The organism is Pseudomonas tumuqii (assembly GCF_013184545.1).
Lineage (GTDB): Bacteria > Pseudomonadota > Gammaproteobacteria > Pseudomonadales > Pseudomonadaceae > Aquipseudomonas > Aquipseudomonas tumuqii.
In genome coordinates this window covers 787046-806774 of sequence record NZ_JAAOJA010000001.1, presented here as the reverse complement: position 1 = coordinate 806774, position 19729 = coordinate 787046, and the positions used below count along the sequence as shown (strand labels likewise).

Here is a 19729-nt window from a genome sequence, read left to right as displayed (position 1 = left end):
CTATGCCACGACTGGAGCCTGGAATGGCGCGAATTCGGGTCAAGGATCTGCGCCTGCGCACCTACATCGGAATCAAGGAAGAGGAAATCAACAACAAGCAGGATGTGCTGATCAACCTGACCATCCTCTACCCGGCCAACGATGCGGTGCGCGACAACGACATCGATCACGCGCTGAACTATCGCACCATCACCAAGGCGATCATCCAGCATGTCGAAGGCAATCGCTTCGCCCTGCTCGAACGCCTGACCCAGGAAATCCTCGACCTGGTGATGCAGCAGGCGGCCGTGCGCTATGCCGAAGTGGAAGTGGACAAACCCCACGCCCTGCGCTTTGCCGAGTCGGTCTCGATCACCCTGGCCGGGCACCGCTGAACACCGGCCAACCCGGCAAAGGCTCGACCAACGAGCCAGCCAAGCATTGCCGCAAGCCGGCGGGGCTTTTATCATCCTCGCCACCGTAGCCTGCCAGTCTGTCGGAGTCGCCCGCCGCGTCCGACAGAGGCCCTGTCCGCCCCTGAGAACATCACCATGACCGATCAAGAACGCCTGGAACTCGAAGCCGCCGCCTTCCGCAGCCTGCTGCAACACCTGCGCAGCCGCCCCGATGTGCAGAACATCGACATGATGAACCTCACCGGCTTCTGCCGTAATTGCCTGTCCAAATGGTACAAGGCCGCGGCCGATGACATCGGCATTGCGGTTACCCCGGACCAGGCGCGCGAAGAAATCTACGGCATGCCGTACAGCGAGTGGAAAAGCAAATACCAGAAAGAGGCCAGCGCCGAACAGCAGGCCGCGTTCAACAAGACCGGCGACACAGGCCACAAGGCATGAGCGCCCTGAACGACTTCCGCGCCCACCTGCACAGCGACGAATTTGCCTTTAGCGAGACCCTGGCCTTTATCGCCGAACACTATGACTATCGGCCGAGCGCCTTCAGCAATGGCACGGTGGAAAATCCTGCCGGACAGAATGAAGGCTCCTGCAAGACCCTCGGCCTGGCTCTGCTCGAAGGCCTGAGCCTGGAAGAAACCCTGCGCTGCTTCGGCGAACACTATCGCAGCGTGCTGGCCAACCCGGACGGCAACGACCACGGCAACATCCGCGCACTGATGGCCACCGGCCTCGCCGGCGTGCGCTTCGAGCAACAGCCGCTCAAGCGCAAGGCCTGAGAGCCTACTGCGGCCACCTCCAAACGCCCGCAGCTCCGGCCAATCACCTCGAACAATCGGTGATCCGTAGGCAGTCACTCGCCGCCGGCAGTGCACCAATGGTTAATCGACGCGGCACAAAGCCGGCGGGTTGTCGCTGCGCTCCGAAGCCGCCCTACCCGCAGCCAGTACAATCATCCGATCGTACCCGCGCGCCGCGCGGGCACCATCATCACCGCCCAGGGTATTACTGACCGTCGAGGAAACGCTCCACATCCAGAGCCGCCATGCAGCCGGCGCCGGCCGAGGTGATCGCCTGACGGTAGACGTGATCGGCCACGTCACCGGCGGCGAACACGCCCGCCACACTGGTGGCGGTGGCATTGCCGTCGCGGCCGCCGTTGACCACCAGGTAGCCGTCCTTCAAGGCCAACTGGCCGTCGAACAGCGCGGTGTTGGGCGTGTGGCCGATGGCGACGAACAGGCCATCGACCTTCAGCTCGTCGCTGCTGCCGTCGTGGTTCTTCAGGCGCACACCGGTGACGCCCATGGCGTCGCCCAGCACTTCGTCGACCTCGGCGTTGAGCTTGAGCACGATCTTGCCTTCGGCGACCCGCGCCTGCAGCTTGTCCTGCAGGATCTTCTCGGCGCGGAAGGTCTCGCGGCGGTGCACCAGAGTCACCTTGCTGGCGATATTGGCCAGGTACAGCGCCTCCTCCACCGCGGTGTTGCCGCCGCCGACCACCGCCACCTCGCGGTTGCGGTAGAAGAAGCCGTCGCAGGTGGCGCAGGCCGAAACGCCCTTGCCCATGAACGCCTCCTCGCTCGGCAGACCGAGGTAGCGGGCGCTGGCGCCGGTGGCAATGATCAGCGCATCGCAGCTGTAGGTGGCGCTGTCGCCGACCAGGGTGAACGGCTTGCCGGCCAGGTCCACCGCGTTGATGTGATCGAAGACGATCTCGGTCTCGAAGCGCTCGGCGTGCTCGTGCATGCGCTGCATCAGCGCCGGGCCGGTCAGGCCATGCACGTCGCCCGGCCAGTTGTCGACTTCGGTGGTGGTGGTCAACTGGCCGCCGGCCTGCATGCCGGTGATCAGCAGCGGCTTGAGGTTGGCGCGCGCGGCATAGACCGCGGCGCTGTAACCGGCAGGGCCGGAACCGAGGATGATCACGCGGGCATGGCGTATTGCAGACATATGAGACTCCTGCCGGGCACTGTGCCGGGCGAATAAAAAAGGGGCTAGCCAAGCACTTCAACAGTGCCGTGGGCGGCCGGCCCCAAAATTTGATCAATCGTTGAACTGCTGCGCAGCCTACGCAGGTGCTGGCCATCGCGGAAATACCCTTTGCCAATTCCATGCATAGCGAATCCCTATGACGCCTCGGCCGGCAGCGGCGGACTTTCCCCTGCCGCGCAAAGTCGGTAAGGTCGGCGCGACTTTCACCTCGCGGAGAACCCCATGCCTGCTCCTGTGCTATCCGGACCGCAATACCTGCGCGAAGGCCTGAACCTGGTACTGAGCCCGGGGTTGCGGCTGTTCGTACTGCTGCCATTGACGATCAACCTGATCCTCTTCGTCGCCCTGGTCGGCTTTGCCGTGCAGCAGTTCAGCGGCTGGGTCGATGCCTTCATGCCGAGCCTGCCCAGCTGGCTGAGCTTTCTCGAATACATCCTCTGGCCGCTGTTCGTGGTGCTGGTGCTGCTGATGGTGTTCTTCACCTTCACAATGCTGGCCAACATCATCGCCGCGCCGTTCAACGGCTTCCTCGCCGAGAAGGTCGAGGTGGTGGTGCGCGGCGAAGACACCTTGCCGCCTTTCAGCTGGGCCGAACTGCTGGCCATGGTGCCACGCACCCTGGGTCGCGAGGCGCGCAAGCTGGGGTACTTCCTGCCGCGCGCCATCGGCCTGCTGATCCTCAGCTTCATCCCGGTGGTCAACCTGGTCGCCGCGCCGCTGTGGCTGCTGTTCGGCGTGTGGATGATGGCCATCCAGTACATCGACTACCCGGCGGACAACAACAAGATGAGCTGGCAGGACATGCTCGCCTGGCTGCGCGAGAAGCGCTGGCAGTCCCTGGGTTTCGGCGGTATCACCTACGCGGTGCTGTTGATTCCGGGGGTCAACATTCTGATGATGCCGGCGGCGGTGGCCGGCGCCACGCTGTTCTGGGTGCGCGAAGGTGGCGATCGAGCGGTCACGATAACGCCACGTTAATGTCACATCCGCTACATGGCGGCGGCCGACACTGCCGTCATGAATACAGCACCGCTCGCTATCGCACTGATCACGGAAACCTTCGGCCCGGAAATCAACGGCGTGGCCAACACCCTCGGCCACCTGGTCGATGGCCTGCGCGCGCGCGGCCATCGCCTGCAACTGGTGCGCCCACGGCAGGGTAGCGATGACGGGCGCAAAAGCGACGAGCAACTGCTGCTGACCCGCGGCTGGCCGCTGCCCGGCTACCCCGGCTTGCAGTGGGGCCAATCGTCCCTGCACAAGTTGCTGCGCCACTGGACCCGGCAGCGCCCGGACGTCCTCTATATCGCCACCGAAGGCCCACTCGGACTGTCCGCCCTGCGCGCCGCGCGGCGCTTACAGATCCCGGTGATCAGCGGCTTTCACACCAATTTCCAGCAATACGCCGGGCATTACGGTATCGCCCTGCTGACCCGCGTGCTGACCAACTACCTGCGCTGGTTCCACAACCGTTCGCACATGACCCTGGTGCCCAGTGCCAGCCAGCAGATCGAACTGCAACGCCGCGGTTTCGAACGCCTGGAACTGCTCGCCCGCGGGGTCGATAGCCGGCTGTTCCACCCCGGCAAACGCTCGCCCGCGCTGCGCAGCGCCTGGGGCCTGGCAGAGAACGAGATTGCCGTGCTGCATGTCGGCCGCCTGGCGGCGGAGAAGAACCTCGGCCTGCTGGCCAGGAGCTTTCGCGCCCTGCAAGCCCGTTATCCGCAACACCGGCTCAAGCTGATCCTGGTCGGCGACGGCCCGCAACGCGCCAGCCTCCAGCAGCAACTGCCGGACGCCCGGTTTTGCGGCCTGCAGCGCGGCGAGGCGCTGGCCGCGCACTACGCCTCGGGCGACCTGTTCCTGTTTCCCAGCCTCGCGGAGACCTTCGGCAATGTGCTGCTCGAGGCGATGGCCTCGGGCCTCGGCGTGGTGGCCTTCGACCAGGCCGCGGCGGCGCAGCATATTCGTCACGGCCACAACGGCGCCCTGGCCGTGGCACAGGACGAAGCGGGTTTTATCGAGGCGGCCACCTGGCTGCTGGATGAGCCAGAAAACCTCCGGCGGGTACGCCTGAATGCCCGCCAGCACGCCGCGCGACAGGGCTGGCCGGCGATCATCGAACTGTTCGAGCAGCATCTGCGCAGCGCCCTGGCGCCAGCGCTCGATGGAATCAGGGCCCCAGCAACGGGCGCCTAGGCCACCCGGATCCGCCAATCTCTCGCGCCCCCTGGGCACTTGTCCGCGAATAGTTGATGGGCTTGCGGCCCTTCGCGGCCATGGGCCACTCCTACGCTGCGGCGGTGCTCTTGTGGGAGGGAACTGCTCCCTCGACCCCCGACCTGCCCATCGGGCAAGACGTGAATAAAAAACGTTTACACAATCAAACGATAAATATTATCATTTGATAATCAGTCATATCACGGAACCTCCATGCTGCGTCCCTCCCCCATCTTCACCCGCCTGGATCGCGGCGAAGAGGTCTACGGCCTGCTCAACTCCGTACCCTCGCCGCTGCTCTGCGAAATGATCGGCTACGCCGGTTATCACTTCGTGATCCTGGATCTGGAGCACCTGCTGCGTGGCGGCGATGAGCTGATGCATTGCCTGCGCGCCTGCGAATCGGCCGGCGTCTCGCCCTGGGTGCGCGTGCCGGAGGTCGACGAGAAGCTGATCGGCCGGCTGCTCGACGCCGGCGCCGAGGCCATAGTGCTGCCGCGGGTCGAAAGCGCCACCGAGGTCGCCCGCGCCATAGCCGCCGCGCAGTTCCCGCCGCTTGGCCGGCGTGGCATCACCGGCGGGCGCAGCACCGGTTTTGGCACCTTGGCGCTGGGCCAGTACATCGAACTGGCCAACCGCCAGGCGTTCATCGTGCCGATGATCGAAAGCGCCGCCGGGATCAAGGCGCTGCCGGAAATCCTCGCCCTGCCGGGGGTCGGCATGCTGCTCGAAGGTGCCCTGGATCTGGCCCTCGACCTGCAACTCGGCCCCGACCCGCTACACCCCGACGTCTGGCAAGCCCTGCAAGCCATGGCCGCCGCCTGCAACGCCGCCCGCATCCCCTTCTGCGCCAACCCGCGCACGCTCGAACAACAGCAGTACTGGCGCGCCCAGGGCGTACGCAGCTTTCTCGCCGGCGAAGACCGCGGCCTGCTGCACAACGCCCTGAAGGCGCGTCTGCATGACCTGAAAACCCACCCCTAACCCCTGATGAAGTCCTCTATGAATAACAATGCCCGTTTGTTTTCTCTGCCACTGAGCCTATTGTCGCTGGCCATCGCCCATTCCGCGCTCGCCGCAGAGCAGGAGGACCAGGCGACCCTGGCCCCCATGGTGATCAAGGGCGATGTACTGGGTAGCGCCAGCGACAAAGAAGTGCGCAGCTATGCCGGCAGCCGCAGCGTGGTCGACAGCGAAGAACTGAGCAAGGCCAGCGTGCGCGGCCTCGACGACGCCTTGCAGCGCGTCCCCGGGATCAAGGTGTTCGACGAGACCGGCACCGGCGCCCTGCCGCAGATTTCCGTGCGCGGCCTCTACGAGAGCCGCAGCGGCCGCGCCCAGGTGCTCTCCGACGGCATCCCGCTGGCGCTGGCGCCTTACGGCCAGACCAGCCTCTCGCTGTTCCCGCAGACCCTGGCGACCGTCGAGCGCATCGATATCGTGCGTGGCGGCGCGGCGGTGCAGTACGGGCCGAACAACGTCGGCGGGGTGATCAACCTGATCAGCAAGCCGATCCCTCGCCAATGGCAGACCACCCTGCAGGAAAAGGCCACCTTCGCTCCCGCCGGGCGCAGCCTGTGGGACAGCTACATCGGTACCGGCGGCTACCTGACCGACAACTTCGGCCTGCAACTGGACCTCAACACCATCACCGGCGAGTATGGCCGCGAGCATTCCGACAGCGAAGTGCAGAACTACCGCCTGCGCGGCCAGTGGGACATCGACGACACCCGCAGCCTGAGTTTTGGCGTGCAGCGCTACAAAGCCGACCTGGACCTGGCCGGCGCCCTCAGCGTCGCCGATTACAAGGACGACCCGCGCCAATCGACGCGCGAGCTCGACCGTTTCGAGGGCGATACCGACCGCGTCTGGGGCACCTACAGCCAGTACCTCGGCGCCATCGGCCCCTTCGATGCGGTGGAGTTCAGCTGGACCAATTTCGCCCACCACAGCTACCGCAACTTCCTGGTCGGCCTGCCCTTCACCCCGGACGCCACCCCGACCACCTTTCAGGACGCGCCGCGCGACTTCCGCGTCTGGGGCAGCGAGCCGCGCCTGAGCCTGAGCATCGACGGCGATAGCGTCAGCCAGACCTGGCTGCTCGGCGCCCGCCTGGTCAAGGAAGACGTCGACTTCAAGGTCGACCGGCAGAACCTGGCCACCGGTGTCGTCAGCGTGAACCGCGACTGGACCTTCGACGACGAGGCCAAGGCCGTCTACCTGAGCAACGAGATCAAGCTGCTGGACGAGCGCCTGACCCTGACCCCCGGCGTGCGTTACGAACACGCACGCATGGAGTACGCCGACGGCGTCAGCGGGGCCGAGCAGCAAACGGTCGCCGAGGAATGGCTGCCCGGCCTGAGCGCCGGCTACCAGCTCACCGACGAGTGGTTCGTCTACGCCAACGCCCAGCGCTCGCTGCGCGTGCCGCAGATCACCTCGATCGTCAAGGACGGCGACGTCGCCGCCGAGCTGGCCTGGAACTACGAGAGCGGCGTGCGCTATACGCCCTGGGCCGGGCTGCGGGTCGACCTCGGCCTGTACCGCATCGATTTCGACGACCAGATCGAATACAACCGCAGCAACGACCGCTTCGAGAACCTCGGCAGCACCCGCCACCAGGGCATCGAAACCGAGGTGTTCTGGACCCCGGCCGCACTGCCGACCCTCGACCTGCACGCCGGCTATGCCTACCTCGACAGCGAACAGCGCAGCGGCACCTTCAAGGGCAACGAAGTGCCTTTCGCCTCCGCACATCAGTTGACCGTCGATGGCCGCTACCGCTTCGCCGAAGCCTGGAGTTACACCCTCGACGGCCTCTACGTCAGCAGCGCCTACACCGACGCGGCCAATAGCCACGCCGAAGATGCTGCCGCGACCGTCGGCGAGCTGCCTGCCTACTGGCTGTGGAACACCGCCATCGAGCGCGAGTTCAAGCTCGACGACGGCAGCCTGCTGACCGCCTCCGCCGGGGTCAGCAACCTGTTCGACCGCCAGTACTACTTCCGCGGCATCGACACCAGCCCCTGGGGCCGCCAACCGGCACCCGGCCGCACCCTGACTCTGGGGGTCAACTACACCTTCTGATCCATCCATTCACACCTCGGCCCCTTGTTCTGGGGGCCATTACCCCAACCCCCGCCACCCGCACCCGGTCGTCATCGACGACTCGGACGGGAGGCGGCTGCCCCAAGGAGACACGCCATGCACAGCAGGACTGCACAACAACGGCCCATCGTCATCCTCAGTCACATCGTCCACCTCGCCGTCACCGAGGGTTTTTTGCCCGCCGCGAGCAAGCGTGGCCAGCCGTTGGTACTGATCACCGACCAGGCCCAGGAGCATCGCCGGCAACTCGCCGCCGCCGACTATCCGGCCGAGGGTCTGCAGATTCTCGAGTGCGACGTGTTCAACCCGCTGGCGGTGGTCGAGCTGCTCAACGCCCATGACCTGCGCCCGGCGGCGGTGTTTTCCAACAGCGATCACCTGCAGACCAGCACCGCGCTGGTCGCCGAACTGTTCGGCTGCCCCGGCAAGGATTGGCGGCTGTGCTACGCGGCGAAGAACAAGGCGGCGATGCGCGAACGCCTGCAACGCCTGGGCCTGCCCAGCCTCTGGTTCCAGGTCCTGACGCCAGGCGCCGAACCGCCGGGCGACGCGCCCTACCCGCTGGTGGCCAAGCCGCGCGAAGGCGTCGCCAGCCTGGACGTGCGCCTGTGTCATAACGCCGCCGAGCTGGCCGACTATTGCGCGCAGTTCTGGCAGCAGCACGGCAACCGCAGTCTGCTGCTCGAAGCCTACCTCGAAGGCCCGCTGTTCACCCTGGAGACCCTCGGCGACGGCCATACGCTGCAAGCCATCGGCGGCTTCGATGTCAGCCTGTCGCCGGCGCCGCACTTCGTCGAGCTGGCGGCGCGCTGGAACGGCCCGATCAGCAGCGCGCAACGCGGCGCGGCGCTGGCCCAGGTGGCCGCGTTCGGCATCAACTTCGGCGTTTGCCACAGCGAATTCATCCTCACCGCCAGCGGCCCGGTGCTGGTCGAGATCAACTACCGCAGCATCGGCGACGGCCGTGAATTCCTCCTCGAGCGCCTGCTGCCGCAGGGCTGGTTCGAACGCATCCTCGCCGTGCATCTGGGCGAGCCACTGCAAGCGCTGCAAGGCAGCGACTCTGCGGCCCTGGTGCACTACCTGGTCGCCGAAAAATCGGGCCGCGTGCAAAGGGCCGCCGCCAGTGTCGCCGAGCAACAGGACGGTCACTGGAGCGACTACCGCGCCCTGCGCCAGGTCGGCGACCAAGTGCGCCTGAGCCACTCGAACAAGGATTACCTCGGCGTGCTGCGGCTGATCGCCCCGGATGCCGCCAGCCTGGACGCGCGCTTCGCCGCGACCATCGCCGACCTGCACTGGGAACTGGTATGAACGGGCCGCAGCGCGACGCCGATCAGGCGGTCATCGGCCAACGCATCATCGACTGCTGCCTGCGCGAGGATATCCGCGGCCTGGTCAGCCAGGGCCAGGCGCACGCATTGCCGGCCGAACTCGCCACGCATTGGCCGCAGGCGCCGGCGGCGCTGTGGCTGTGCATCGGCCATCTGCTCGACGGCGAGCTCTGGCTGCCGGTGCGCCGGGGCGGCGCGTTGCAGCCGCTCAGCGCACTCGGCGATAGCTGGCTATTCCGGCGCGGCGAGCGGGTGTGCGTGGAGCAAGGCTATCCGCGCTGGCTGGAGCACCTCGGCACTGGCCTCGATGGCGCCAGCCTGGTGCTGTTCGCCGATTACCGAGAGGAGGCCGACTGTGCGGTGGCGCAGCGCAAGCTCTGTCGCGCCGCCTATCGACAGCACGCACCGCGCCTCGCTCGAGTGCTCGAGCAGGCCGACTGGGGCCAGCGGCTGCTCGGCATCGACCGTCTGGCCAGCTACCTCGACCACCCCTTCTATCCCACCGCGCGGGCCAAGAGCGGTTTCGACGCGGCCGCGCTCAAGGCCTACGCCCCGGAATTCGCCCCGCGCTTTCGTCTCAACTGGCTGGCCCTGCCGCACAGCGCGCTGAGCCTGAGCAGCGCGCCGCCGGCAGATTGGCCGAGTTTCAACGAGCTGGGGCTGGCCGACAGCCTGGCGAGCAGCCATGCATTGCTGCCGGTGCATCCGCTGACCTGGGCCGAACTGGACAGCCACGGCCTGCCCGAGGGCGCGATCAAGGCGCCGCTGACGGCGCTGGAGGTTGAGCCGACCTTGTCGGTGCGCACGGTGGCGCTGGTGCAACAGCCCGACCTGCATATCAAGTTGCCGCTGCTGGTGCGCACCCTCGGCGCGCGCAACCTGCGCCTGATCAAACCCAGCACCCTGTATGACGGCCACTGGTTCCAGACCTGTCTGCAAACCCTGGCCGCCCGCGACCCCGAGCTGGGCCGGCGCTACCTGCACGTGGACGAGCAGCATGGCGGGCATGCCGCCGAACAACGCCACCTGGCCTATATCGTGCGCCGCTACCCCGGCGAGCTGAGCGCCGCCACCCTGGTGCCGGTGGCCGCCCTGGCAAGCCCGCTGGCGGATGGCCGGCTGTTTATCCAGCAACTGGTCGAGCGCTTCTACGGCGGCGACTTGCACGGCTGGCTGGACGACTACCTAGAGCTGCTGTTGCAGGTGCATCTGCGCCTGTGGCTGGGCTACGGCATCGCCCTGGAGGCCAATCAACAGAACGCCGTGCTGATTTTCGAGGCGGACCAACCGCTGCGCCTGCTGATGAAGGACAACGACTCGGCGCGCCTGTGGCCCGAGCGCTTCGCCGCCGCCTGCCCAGACCTGGCGCAATGGCCCGCGGCGCTGCGTGACGAGCGCATCCGCGTCGACGGTTTCCAGGCCCTGGCGGAAATGTTCTGCACCATCACCCTGCAACTCAACCTGGTCGCGCCGCTGGAGGCCATCGCCAGCGCCGGCCTGGCGCCACGCGCGCAGCTCTACGCCAACCTGCGCGAACAGCTCGACAGCTGCCTCGACCAGCTCCAGCGCGAAGGCTTGCCCACTGCCGAGGCGCGGCGCTTTCTGCTCGACAGCCCGCTCCTGCCGGTGAAATACCTGCTCAGCGCCGGCAGCCTGTTCAGCAAAGATCGCTTGAATAAAGAAGGGGGGGGCGCTGCGGACATCAACAAGTTCTATGGCTACAGCGCGGCGAACTTCCTGCTGGAGGTTCCATGCAGCGTCGACTGATCGCCAGCGTCCTGCTCGGCCACTACCTCTCGGCGTTCACCGCGCTGGGGATTCCGCTGTTCATGCCGCGCATCCTCGCCGATCTGGCGCCGGATGCGCCGCTCTGGAGCATTGGCGTGCTGTTCGTCCTGCCGACCCTGTGCACCGCGCTGGCGGCGCCGCTGTGGGGGCATTTCGCCGATAAGCACGGCTGTCGCCTGTCGCTGCTGCGCGCCCATGCCGGACTGTTCGGCGGCTTTCTGCTGGCCGGCTTCAGCCCCAACCTGGAACTGTTCGTCCTGGCGCTGATCATCCAGGGCAGCTTCGGCGGCGCCATGGCGGCCTCCAATGCCTACCTGGCGACCCAATTGACCGAGGGCGAGCTGTCGCGCGCGCTGAACTGGACCCAGTACTCGGCGCGCCTGGCCTTGATCAGCGGGCCGATCCTGCTCGGCCTGCTCACGGCCCAGGGCATGGGCCTGGAACTGTATCGCTACCTGGCCTGGCTGCCGTTGCTGGCGTTGCTGCTGATTGTGCCGTTGCCGGTCGATACGCCGCAGCCCAAACCGAGCACCGCCGAGGCGACGGGCAGGCTCGCCGAGCTGCCGGCGGATTTGCTGCGCCTGCTCGGGGTGCAGTTCCTGTTCAGCTTCGCCATGGTGGTGACCCTGCCCTACTTCATCCCCTACGGCGAAGGCCTGGGACTGGCTAACGACGCGCTGATCGGCCTGCTCTACAGCCTGCCGCATCTGGTCTATCTGTTGGCCTTGCCCTGGGTCCAGCGACAGACCAGCAACACCTTGCTCGCCGGCCTGCTGCTACTGGCCCTGGGCAACGCCCTGCAATTCTTCAGCAGCCAGGCGGAGTTGCTCTTCGCCCTGCGCCTGCTCAGCGGCGCCGGCATGTTGCTCGGCTTCGTCGGCTTGCACCGCTGCCTCAGCCAACGCCGCCGCCAGGGCGCAGCCGGGCGCCTGTTCGGCTGGTTCGATGCCAGCGGCAAATGGGCCGGCAGCGTCGCCGGCCTCGCGGCGGGCCTGGCCAGCCAGCACTACGGTAGCGCTTCACCCTTCCTCGTCGCCTGTGTGGCCGCTTGCGCGGCACTGTTGTTGGCGCGTCCGTTAGTCCTCTTTCCACGGGAGCTTCCAGCATGAATTTTGCCCTGAACAGCCTGTCCTCACATGAACACGCCCTCGACGGCGACGCCCAGCGCCACGCCATCGAAAGCCTGCTCAACTGTTACCTGCGCGAATACGCCCTGCCACGCGGCGAAGCGGACCTCGATTGCCAGGCGCAGGATTTGCCGATGAGCCTGCGCCAGCTCGCCGGGCGCTGCGTCAGTATCCGCCTGCCACAAGGCGAGCGGCTGGTGCTGCGCAGCGAGCGCACCAGCGTGCTCGGCCGCTGCCGCTTCGTCAGTGCGCCCTATCTGAAACGCAACGGCCAGGGCTGGCATCCGCTCAACGCCGGCGATCTGGCGCGCCTGTTGCTCGCGCCGCTGAACGGCCCGGAGCGTCATGGCGAACTGCTGCAACAGATCGACAACAGCCTGCAAATCACCCGGACCTTTCTGCGCCATGCCGGCGCGGCCAACCAGGAGCCTAGCGACAGCCTGCTGGCCTCGGAGCAGCACCAGATCTGGGGGCATGCCCTGCACCCGACGCCGAAAAGCCGCGAAGGCGTGTCCCACGCCGACCTGCTGGCCTGCTCGCCGGAAGTCGGCGCGCAATTCGCCCTGCATTGGTTCCGCGTCGATCCGGCGCTGATCCGCCATCAGGGCCAGGACCCGCGCGCGACCCTACAGCAGCTGTGCGGGCGCGACGACCTCTACCCCTGCCACCCCTGGGAAGTCGAACGTGTATTGGCCGACCCGCTGGTGCGCCGCGCTCAGCAGCTCGGCCTGCTCGAGCACCTGGGACAACAGGGCCTGGCGCTGTACCCGACCTCCTCGGTGCGCACCCTCTATCACCCCGACCTGGCCTACTTCCTCAAGTTCTCGGTGCATGTGCGGTTGACCAACTGCGTGCGCAAGAATGCCTGGTACGAGCTCGACAGCGCGGTCGCCCTGACTCAATTGCTGCAGCCGCTGATGGACGAATTGGCCGAGCTGCAGCCGGGCTTCGAACTGATGCCGGAACCGGCCGCCAGCACCCTCGACCTGAGCGCCCTCGGCAACCTGGAGCAGGCCCGTGAAGTCACCGAATGCTTCGGCATCCTCTACCGCCAGAACCTCGACGCGGCCAGCCGCCAACGCTACCAGCCGCAGGTGGCCATGGCCCTGTTCACCTGGACCCTGGACGGCCACAGCGTCTGCCAGGCCCAGGTGCAACGCTGTGCTGCGCGGCTCGGTGTCGACTACGCCGAAGCCGCCCTGCGCTGGCTCGACGGCTATGCCGAACAATTGCTCGGCGGCGTACTGCATTGCCTGTTCCGCCGCGGCGTGGTGCTGGAACCGCACCTGCAGAACACCCTGCTCGGTTTCGACGCCGACGGCCTGCCCTGCCGTGTATGGATTCGCGACCTCGAAGGCACCAAGTTGGTGCCCGGCCACTGGACGCCCGAGCAACTCGGCCACCTCGGCGAACGCACCCGCGCCTCGCTGTATTACGACGCCGACAAGGCCTGGAAGCGCGTGGCCTACTGCGCCCTGGTGAACAACCTGGGCGAGGCGATCTTCCACCTGGCGGGTACCGACGCCGACCTGGAAAAGCGCCTGTGGCGGCAGATCGCCGAGCTGCTGGAACGCCACTGCCGGCAGCTCGGCGACCCGCACGCCCTGCGCGAGCTGTGCGCCGGGGCGCCGCTGCCGAGCAAGGAAAACTTCATGACCCGCCTGTTGCTGCGCGCCGACCGCGAGGCCGGTTACACCGCCCTGCCCAACCCGCTGACGGCCGCGCGCCTGGGGCAACAACCATGAGCCTGCCGCCACGGATCGAGCAGGCCATCGCCCGCTTGCGCGCCCAGCAGCAGGAGCAAGAGCAGCAGGAGCCGCTGTGCGCCTATCTCTATGACCTCGACGCGCTCGCCAAGCATGTCCGCGCCATGCGCGCCCTGCTGCCGGCCAACTGCGAGCTGTTCTATGCCGCCAAGGCCAACCCCGAGGCGCCGATCCTGCACACCCTGGCGCCATTGGTGGATGGCTTCGAAGCGGCCTCCGGCGGCGAGCTGCGCTGGCTCTATCAGCACTGCCCAGAGCAGCCGCTGATCTTCGGCGGGCCCGGCAAGCTCGACAGCGAACTGGCGGCCGCCATGGACTGCAACGTCGATGCCTTCCACGTCGAAAGCCTCAACGAACTGCGCCGCCTGGCGCGCATCGCCGCCGCCCGGGGCCAGCGTGCGCCGGTGCTGCTGCGACTGAACCTGAAGCTCGCCGAAGCGCCGGACAGCCGCCTGGTGATGGGCGGCAAACCCACGCCCTTCGGCCTCGACGAGGCGGCACTGCGCGAAGCCCTGGCGCTGCTGCGCGACGAGCCCTGGCTGGAGTTGCAGGGTCTGCATTTCCACCTGCTGTCCCATCAACTGGACGTCGCCGCCCACCTGCAATTGATCCGCAGCTACATGCGCAGCTTTCGCGCGCTGTGCGCGGAGCATCGGTTGCCGTTGTCGCTGCTCAACGTCGGTGGCGGCATGGGCATCAATTATCAGGATGCCCAGCGCTCGTTCGATTGGCCGCTGTTCTGCCAGGGCTTGCGCCAGCTGATCGACGAGGAGGACATGGCCGCGGTGCGCATCCGCTTCGAGATCGGCCGCTTCATCAGCGCGGCCTGCGGCTATTACCTGATGCAGGTGCTGGATATCAAACGCAACCACGGCCAGTACTTCGCCATCGGCCGTGGCGGCACCCATCACTTCCGCACCCCAGCAGCCCAGGGCCACGACCATCCCTTCGTGGTGGTGCGCGGCGGGCAGCCGGCGGAAATCACCGATCAGCCGGTGACCCTGGTCGGCCAGCTGTGCACGCCCAAGGACGTGCTGGCCAGCCAGCAGCCGGTGACGGCATTGGCGGTCGGCGATCTGCTGGTGTTTCCGCTGGCCGGGGCCTACGCCTGGAACATCTCGCACCGGGATTTTCTGATGCACGAACCACCGCAGATGCTGTTTCTCCCGACGGCCTGATCGGCTTAGCAGACGCAGGAGCGGCGGGGACGCCCAGTTCCATGGCCGCGATAGGCCAAGCCTGCCAAAGCATCGCGGGCATGGCCCGCTCCTACGCCCCCTCTCCATAAAAACCGTAGCGCCGATGCACGAGCCGCCGACCATGGTGTTTCTGCAAGGCGAAAAAAAGCCCCGATGTGCCGGGGCCGAGGGAGTGTTGCGCCGTTTTGCAGCGCACACTTAAAAGGGGAATCAGACCAGCGTGGTCAGGGCCTCGCGGCTGAACGGCAGAATGTCCTGCTCGCGGCCTTCGCGCACCTTGAGTGCCCAATCCGGGTCGACCAGCAGTGCGCGGCCCACGGCCACCAGGTCGAATTCCTGGTTGTTCAGGCGCTCCAGCAGGTTTTCCAGGCTGGCCGGCTCGGCGACCTTGTCGGTGTTGACCATGAACTGCAGGAACTCGCCATCGAGGCCGACGCTGCCGACGGTGATGGTCGGCTTGCCGGTAAGCTTGCGCGTCCAACCGGCCAGGTTAAGGTCAGAGCCTTCGAATTCCGGTTCCCAGAAACGCCGGGTCGAGCAATGGAAGATGTCCACGCCGGCGTCAGACAGCGGCTTGAGGAAGGCTTCCAGCGCTTGCGGAGTTTCCACCAGACGGGCGCTGTAGTCCTGCTGCTTCCACTGCGAGAAGCGCAAGATGATCGGGAAATCCGGGCCGACCGCGGCGCGTACGGCCTGGATCAGCTCGATGGCGAAGCGCGAACGCTGGGCCAGGTCGCCGCCGTATTCGTCACTGCGCTGGTTGCTGCCGGCCCAGAAGAACTGGTCGACCAGGTAACCATGGGCGCCGTGGATTTCCACGCCGTCCATACCGATGCGCTGGGCATCCTTGGCGGCCTGGGCGAAGGCGGCGATGACTTCCTGGATGTCGTCCCGGGTCATGCCGTGGACCACGACATTGCCTTCCTTGATCTTCTCGCTCGGGCCATAGCCCGGCACGCTGGCGTCCGGCTCGGTGCCGAGCTTGCGCACATTACCCACGTGCCACAGCTGCGGCACGATCTTGCCGCCTTCGGCGTGCACCGCCTCGACCACTTTCTGCCAGCCGGCCAGGGCGTCTTCGCCGTAGAAGCGCGGCACATTGGGGTAACCGTTGGCGGCCTTGTGGCCGACGGTGGTGCCTTCGCTGACGATCAGGCCGACACCAGCCGCGGCGCGGCGACGGTAGTACTCGATGACCTTGCTGTTGGGCACCCCACCCGGCGAGAAGGAACGGGTCATGGGCGCCATCACCACACGGGTCGGCAGCTCCAGCGCGCCCAGGCTGAAGGGTTGAAACAAGGCTTTTACCGGGTCGTTCATCGTCGTTCCTCTGCCGGCCAGGTGACCGGTCGTCTACTAAATGGAGTTTTAAAAAATCAGGTGCGCAACAACAGCTGCAACCGCTGCATGAAGTCTGCGAGGGCGCGGGTGTTGTTCGCCACTTTCAGGCGCGTTAGGGCGCCCTGCCAGGCGCTGGTGATGAAGCTCGCCAGGCTGCGGCAATCCTCGTCGGCGGCCAATTCGCCGGCGCGCTGCGCCTGTTGCAGGCAGGCCTGCAGAATGTCCGCCGAGCGCTGCAAGATGGCGTCGACCTCGGCGCCCAGGGTGGGCGACAGCTCGGCCATTTCGAAACTCAGGCTGCCGATAAAGCAGTGGTATTCGAGTTTTTCCTGGCGGGCGAAGTGCTCCACCAGCTCGCCGTAGTAGCCGACGATGCGCGCCCGCGGGCTCAGCGCCGGGTTTTCCAGCGCCTGGGCATAGCGCTGCAAGCGCGGGCCATAGACCTGCTGCAAGGCCTGCAGGGCAAACTCTTCCTTGCTGGCGAAGTAGTGGTAGAAGGAGCCCTTGGGTACGCCGGCGGCCTGCACGATTTCCTGTACACCGGCGCCGTGATAACCGCGACGGGTCATCACCTCGGCGCCTTTGGCGAGGATCAGGTCACGTTTGTCGAGTCGTTGGTTGGCGTTCATACCGGCAAGGATATGACCGGTCGTCTCGCCCCGCCCAGCACTATAGATTTACGTGATAAGCGCCTACAACGAAGGAAGAAGGGGCAGCCCGTAGCCCGGATGCAATCCGGCGCACGATATTCCCCCGGAATGCATCCGGGCTACGGGACTTGAGGGTTTTCAGCTCAGGGCTTTTTCGATGGCCTGGATCAATGCGGGGTCATCCGGCGCGGTACGCGGTGAGAAGCGCGCCAGCACCCGGCCGTCCTGACCGACCAGGAATTTCTCGAAATTCCAGGTGATGTCGCCGGGAAACTCCGCCCCCTCACCGGCCAGCAGGCGGTACAGCGGATGACGATCATGACCATTGACTTCGATCTTGCTGCCCAGGGGAAAGGTCACCCCGTAGTTGAGGCTGCAAAACTCGCGAATGGCTTCTTCGCTGTCGGGCTCCTGCCCGGCGAACTGGTTGCACGGCAAGCCGAGCACGGTAAAACCCTGCGCGCGGTATTGCTGATGGAGTTTTTCCAGTCCGGCGTACTGCGGAGTCAGGCCGCACTTGGAGGCGACGTTGACCACCAGCACAACCTGCCCCTTGAATGGGGCCAGCGGCAGATCCTGACCATCCAGCGCACGCAGATTGAGGTCGTGAAAGGCACTCATGACTAGCTCCTTGGGAACGCTTCGAATTATCTACAAAAGACAAAAAAGGCGCCTCTATGAAGGCGCCTTTATTGTTCAACTCAGCTTAGCAGTCGGCGGCGCAGTTGCTACAACCATAAGTCGTATTGCGCCCTCGACATTGCGGCAATGGATCAGTGGTGGTGACCACCTTCGCCATGCACGTGGCCATGAGCAACTTCTTCCTCGCTGGCGTCGCGCACTTCGACCACTTTGACTTTGAAATTCAGGCGCTGACCAGCCAGGGGGTGGTTGCCGTCGACGATCACGTCATCGCCGTCCAGGTCACGAATGGTGACGATCTGCATGCTGCCGTCCGGGCCGGAAGCGTGAAACTGCATGCCGACTTCCAGTTCGTCGACGCCTTCGAACATCGTGCGATTGAGGGTCGCGACCAGCTCGGCGCTGTACTCGCCGTAGGCCTCTTCCGGCTCGACGGACACATCCAGCTCGTCACCGGCCTGCTTGCCGAGCAGGGCTTTTTCCAGACCGGCGATGATGTTGCCGGCGCCTTGCAGATAAACCAGCGGCGCGCCGCCAGCGGAGCTATCGATCACCTCACCGGCATCGTTGGTCAGGGTATAGTCGATAGAGACAGCCTTATTGGGGGCGATCAGCATGGGGCGAGACCTTCTGCATAGAAATAAAGAACGGACAAGTTTAACCAAGGGTGCGTGCGAAAGCGAACCCAGCCCTGACGGACGGCCGGACGCGGCCCTGGTGCGACTGATTGACTTTGGTCAGGACGCCGACGGCCATTGGCTGGCAATCTTGTCTTGTGGTCATACTCAGCACCTGCGCCATCAGCCGCCCTGGCAAAATCGCGCCTGGGTGCTTGACGCCCAACAACGCACTGCACGCCTGGGCCAACCGTTCGCCTGCGGCTGGTGCACGGCAGCTGTCGCGCCCGACGCAGCCAACCCGAGCGGCACAGACAAGGAGCGGTAAATGCAGGCACGCAATATTCTGGTAATCAACTGCGGCAGTTCGTCGATCAAATTCGCCCTGGTCAATGAAGCCCACTCGCAATTCACCCTCAGCGGCCTGGCCGAACGCCTCGGCAGCCACGCTGCGGTGCTGCATTGGCAGCGCGGCGGCGAGAAGGACAGCCTGATGATCCCCAATGGCGATCACCGCGCCGCCCTCGCCCAATTATTGCCGCTGGTACAGGGTGCATCCGGCGGCAAGCTGCACGGTATCGGCCACCGCGTGGTGCATGGCGGCGAGCATTTCACCGCGGCCAGCCGCCTGGATGAAGCCACCTTGCGCGCCATTCGCGCCACCGCCCCGCTGGCACCGCTGCACAATCCGGCCAATCTGCAGGGCATCGAGGCGGCGATCAAGCTGTACCCCAACCTGACCCAGGTAGCGGTGTTCGATACCGCCTTCCACCAGACCCTGCCCGAGCATGCCTTTCGCTATGCACTGCCGGACAGTCTCTACCGCGAGCATGGCGTGCGCCGTTACGGCTTCCACGGCACCAGCCACCGCTACGTCAGCCATCGCGCGGCCGAACTGGCCGGGCTGGCGGCCGGCGACAGCAGCTGGCTGGTGGCGCACCTGGGCAACGGCTGCTCGACCTGCGCCATCGTCAACGGCCAGAGCCGCGACACCAGCATGGGCCTGACCCCGCTGGAAGGCCTGGTGATGGGCACCCGCAGCGGCGATGTCGACCCCAACCTGCACAGCCACCTGGCGCGCACCCTGGGCTGGAGCCTGGAGCGCATCGACCAGTTGCTGAACCAGGAAAGCGGCCTGCTTGGCCTGTCCGGGCTGTCCAACGACATGCGCAGCCTTGAGCAGGCCCGCGAACAGGGCCATGCTGGCGCCACCCTGGCCATCGAGGTGTTCTGCTACCGCCTGGCCAAATCCCTGGCGGCCATGAGCTGCGCCCTGCCGCAGCTGGACGGACTGATCTTCACCGGCGGCATCGGCGAGAACTCGCCCTTGATCCGCAGCAAGACCGTGGCCCACCTCAAACTGTTCAACCTGGCCCTGGACAAGGAAGCCAACGCCCGCACCATCCGCGGCGTTGCGGGCTCGATCCAGGCCTATGGCCACCCGCGCGTGCTGGTGGTGCCGACCAACGAAGAACGGCAGATCGCCCTGGACACCCTGGCCCTGCTCGATAACTGAATGCTCATGACCGGGCAGATTGGATTGAACA

General features: G+C 66.0%; 19 protein-coding genes. 14 read left to right on the top strand and 5 right to left on the bottom strand.

The features are described 5' to 3' along the window. Positions 1-2 precede the first annotated feature (2 nt). From folX to G9C89_RS03630, 3 genes are all read left to right on the top strand, one after another. Complete coding sequence (folX, locus tag G9C89_RS03640; RefSeq protein ID WP_172144530.1) at positions 3-374, top strand: dihydroneopterin triphosphate 2'-epimerase; 372 nt, start codon at positions 3-5, stop codon at positions 372-374. A gap of 156 nt (positions 375-530) precedes the next feature. Further along, a complete protein-coding gene (locus G9C89_RS03635) occupies positions 531-836 on the top strand; it encodes a DUF1244 domain-containing protein (RefSeq protein WP_172144527.1) in 306 nt (101 codons plus the stop codon). Then, complete coding sequence (locus tag G9C89_RS03630; RefSeq protein ID WP_172144525.1) at positions 833-1174, top strand: HopJ type III effector protein; 342 nt, start codon at positions 833-835, stop codon at positions 1172-1174. Before G9C89_RS03635 ends, G9C89_RS03630 begins: the two co-directional genes overlap by 4 nt. 226 nt (positions 1175-1400) lie before the next feature. Here the strand turns inward: G9C89_RS03630 and trxB are convergent, their stop codons facing one another. Further along, on the bottom strand, positions 1401-2348 hold the full coding sequence (gene trxB / locus G9C89_RS03625; protein ID WP_172144523.1) for a thioredoxin-disulfide reductase: 948 nt from the start codon (positions 2346-2348) through the stop codon (positions 1401-1403). Between the two features lie 264 nt (positions 2349-2612). Here trxB and cysZ point away from each other — a divergent pair, with 264 nt between their 5' ends. From cysZ to G9C89_RS03580, 9 genes are all read left to right on the top strand, one after another. Beyond that, positions 2613-3368, top strand: coding sequence for a sulfate transporter CysZ (gene cysZ / locus G9C89_RS03620; RefSeq protein ID WP_172144521.1), 756 nt, complete (start codon positions 2613-2615; stop codon positions 3366-3368). A 15-nt stretch (positions 3369-3383) separates the two neighbouring features. Beyond that, positions 3384-4589 carry a glycosyltransferase family 4 protein gene (locus G9C89_RS03615; RefSeq protein WP_172144519.1) on the top strand — a complete coding sequence of 402 codons (1206 nt, stop codon included), beginning with the start codon at positions 3384-3386 and terminating at the stop codon, positions 4587-4589. A gap of 234 nt (positions 4590-4823) precedes the next feature. Further along, on the top strand, positions 4824-5594 hold the full coding sequence (locus G9C89_RS03610; RefSeq protein WP_172144517.1) for an HpcH/HpaI aldolase family protein: 771 nt from the start codon (positions 4824-4826) through the stop codon (positions 5592-5594). 18 nt (positions 5595-5612) lie between these two features. After that, entirely contained in the window at positions 5613-7697 is a 2085-nt protein-coding gene (locus G9C89_RS03605; protein ID WP_172144515.1) for a TonB-dependent receptor family protein, read from the top strand. Between the two features lie 117 nt (positions 7698-7814). Further along, the gene (locus tag G9C89_RS03600; RefSeq protein ID WP_172144513.1) at positions 7815-9032 is read left to right on the top strand and encodes a siderophore biosynthesis protein PvsA; all 1218 of its coding nucleotides are present in this window, start codon (positions 7815-7817) and stop codon (positions 9030-9032) included. After that, positions 9029-10819: an IucA/IucC family protein gene (locus tag G9C89_RS03595; protein ID WP_172144511.1), complete on the top strand. Its 1791-nt coding sequence runs from the start codon at positions 9029-9031 to the stop codon at positions 10817-10819. Before G9C89_RS03600 ends, G9C89_RS03595 begins: the two co-directional genes overlap by 4 nt. Further along, entirely contained in the window at positions 10804-11949 is a 1146-nt protein-coding gene (locus tag G9C89_RS03590; protein WP_172144509.1) for an MFS transporter, read from the top strand. The genes G9C89_RS03595 and G9C89_RS03590 overlap by 16 nt, the downstream gene beginning before the upstream one ends. Beyond that, positions 11946-13712: an IucA/IucC family protein gene (locus G9C89_RS03585; RefSeq protein ID WP_172144507.1), complete on the top strand. Its 1767-nt coding sequence runs from the start codon at positions 11946-11948 to the stop codon at positions 13710-13712. The genes G9C89_RS03590 and G9C89_RS03585 overlap by 4 nt, the downstream gene beginning before the upstream one ends. Continuing rightward, positions 13709-14911, top strand: a complete 1203-nt coding sequence (locus G9C89_RS03580) for a type III PLP-dependent enzyme (protein WP_172144505.1) — start codon at positions 13709-13711, stop codon at positions 14909-14911. Before G9C89_RS03585 ends, G9C89_RS03580 begins: the two co-directional genes overlap by 4 nt. A gap of 231 nt (positions 14912-15142) precedes the next feature. Here the strand turns inward: G9C89_RS03580 and G9C89_RS03575 are convergent, their stop codons facing one another. The 4 genes from G9C89_RS03575 to G9C89_RS03560 form a co-directional block, all read right to left on the bottom strand. Then, positions 15143-16252 (bottom strand): NADH:flavin oxidoreductase, encoded by a 1110-nt coding sequence (locus tag G9C89_RS03575; protein ID WP_172144503.1) that lies wholly within the window; start codon positions 16250-16252, stop codon positions 15143-15145. A gap of 56 nt (positions 16253-16308) precedes the next feature. Further along, positions 16309-16902, bottom strand: coding sequence for a TetR/AcrR family transcriptional regulator (locus tag G9C89_RS03570; RefSeq protein ID WP_172144501.1), 594 nt, complete (start codon positions 16900-16902; stop codon positions 16309-16311). 159 nt (positions 16903-17061) lie between these two features. Beyond that, positions 17062-17544, bottom strand: a complete 483-nt coding sequence (locus G9C89_RS03565; protein WP_172144499.1) for a glutathione peroxidase — start codon at positions 17542-17544, stop codon at positions 17062-17064. A 152-nt stretch (positions 17545-17696) separates the two neighbouring features. After that, a complete protein-coding gene (locus tag G9C89_RS03560; protein WP_172144497.1) occupies positions 17697-18182 on the bottom strand; it encodes an FKBP-type peptidyl-prolyl cis-trans isomerase in 486 nt (161 codons plus the stop codon). Between G9C89_RS03560 and G9C89_RS03555 the strand changes: the two genes are divergently transcribed. After that, the gene (locus G9C89_RS03555) at positions 18181-18510 is read left to right on the top strand and encodes a DUF3565 domain-containing protein (RefSeq protein WP_172144495.1); all 330 of its coding nucleotides are present in this window, start codon (positions 18181-18183) and stop codon (positions 18508-18510) included. The genes G9C89_RS03560 and G9C89_RS03555 overlap by 2 nt on opposite strands. Beyond that, the gene (locus tag G9C89_RS03550; protein WP_172144493.1) at positions 18511-19698 is read left to right on the top strand and encodes an acetate kinase; all 1188 of its coding nucleotides are present in this window, start codon (positions 18511-18513) and stop codon (positions 19696-19698) included. The last annotated feature ends 31 nt before the right edge of the window (positions 19699-19729 follow it).

Excerpts from the sequence above, each read along its gene's own strand:
- folX (WP_172144530.1), top strand. The coding sequence starts at position 3 with ATGCCACGACTGGAGCCTGGAATGGCGCGAATTCGGGTCAAGGATCTG.
- G9C89_RS03635 (WP_172144527.1), top strand. The coding sequence starts at position 531 with ATGACCGATCAAGAACGCCTGGAACTCGAAGCCGCCGCCTTCCGCAGC.
- G9C89_RS03630 (WP_172144525.1), top strand. The coding sequence starts at position 833 with ATGAGCGCCCTGAACGACTTCCGCGCCCACCTGCACAGCGACGAATTT.
- trxB (WP_172144523.1), bottom strand. The coding sequence starts at position 2,348 with ATGTCTGCAATACGCCATGCCCGCGTGATCATCCTCGGTTCCGGCCCT.
- cysZ (WP_172144521.1), top strand. The coding sequence starts at position 2,613 with ATGCCTGCTCCTGTGCTATCCGGACCGCAATACCTGCGCGAAGGCCTG.
- G9C89_RS03615 (WP_172144519.1), top strand. The coding sequence starts at position 3,384 with ATGGCGGCGGCCGACACTGCCGTCATGAATACAGCACCGCTCGCTATC.
- G9C89_RS03610 (WP_172144517.1), top strand. The coding sequence starts at position 4,824 with ATGCTGCGTCCCTCCCCCATCTTCACCCGCCTGGATCGCGGCGAAGAG.
- G9C89_RS03605 (WP_172144515.1), top strand. The coding sequence starts at position 5,613 with ATGAATAACAATGCCCGTTTGTTTTCTCTGCCACTGAGCCTATTGTCG.
- G9C89_RS03600 (WP_172144513.1), top strand. The coding sequence starts at position 7,815 with ATGCACAGCAGGACTGCACAACAACGGCCCATCGTCATCCTCAGTCAC.
- G9C89_RS03595 (WP_172144511.1), top strand. The coding sequence starts at position 9,029 with ATGAACGGGCCGCAGCGCGACGCCGATCAGGCGGTCATCGGCCAACGC.
- G9C89_RS03590 (WP_172144509.1), top strand. The coding sequence starts at position 10,804 with ATGCAGCGTCGACTGATCGCCAGCGTCCTGCTCGGCCACTACCTCTCG.
- G9C89_RS03585 (WP_172144507.1), top strand. The coding sequence starts at position 11,946 with ATGAATTTTGCCCTGAACAGCCTGTCCTCACATGAACACGCCCTCGAC.
- G9C89_RS03580 (WP_172144505.1), top strand. The coding sequence starts at position 13,709 with ATGAGCCTGCCGCCACGGATCGAGCAGGCCATCGCCCGCTTGCGCGCC.
- G9C89_RS03575 (WP_172144503.1), bottom strand. The coding sequence starts at position 16,252 with ATGAACGACCCGGTAAAAGCCTTGTTTCAACCCTTCAGCCTGGGCGCG.
- G9C89_RS03570 (WP_172144501.1), bottom strand. The coding sequence starts at position 16,902 with ATGAACGCCAACCAACGACTCGACAAACGTGACCTGATCCTCGCCAAA.
- G9C89_RS03565 (WP_172144499.1), bottom strand. The coding sequence starts at position 17,544 with ATGAGTGCCTTTCACGACCTCAATCTGCGTGCGCTGGATGGTCAGGAT.
- G9C89_RS03555 (WP_172144495.1), top strand. The coding sequence starts at position 18,181 with ATGGGGCGAGACCTTCTGCATAGAAATAAAGAACGGACAAGTTTAACC.
- G9C89_RS03560 (WP_172144497.1), bottom strand. The coding sequence starts at position 18,182 with ATGCTGATCGCCCCCAATAAGGCTGTCTCTATCGACTATACCCTGACC.
- G9C89_RS03550 (WP_172144493.1), top strand. The coding sequence starts at position 18,511 with ATGCAGGCACGCAATATTCTGGTAATCAACTGCGGCAGTTCGTCGATC.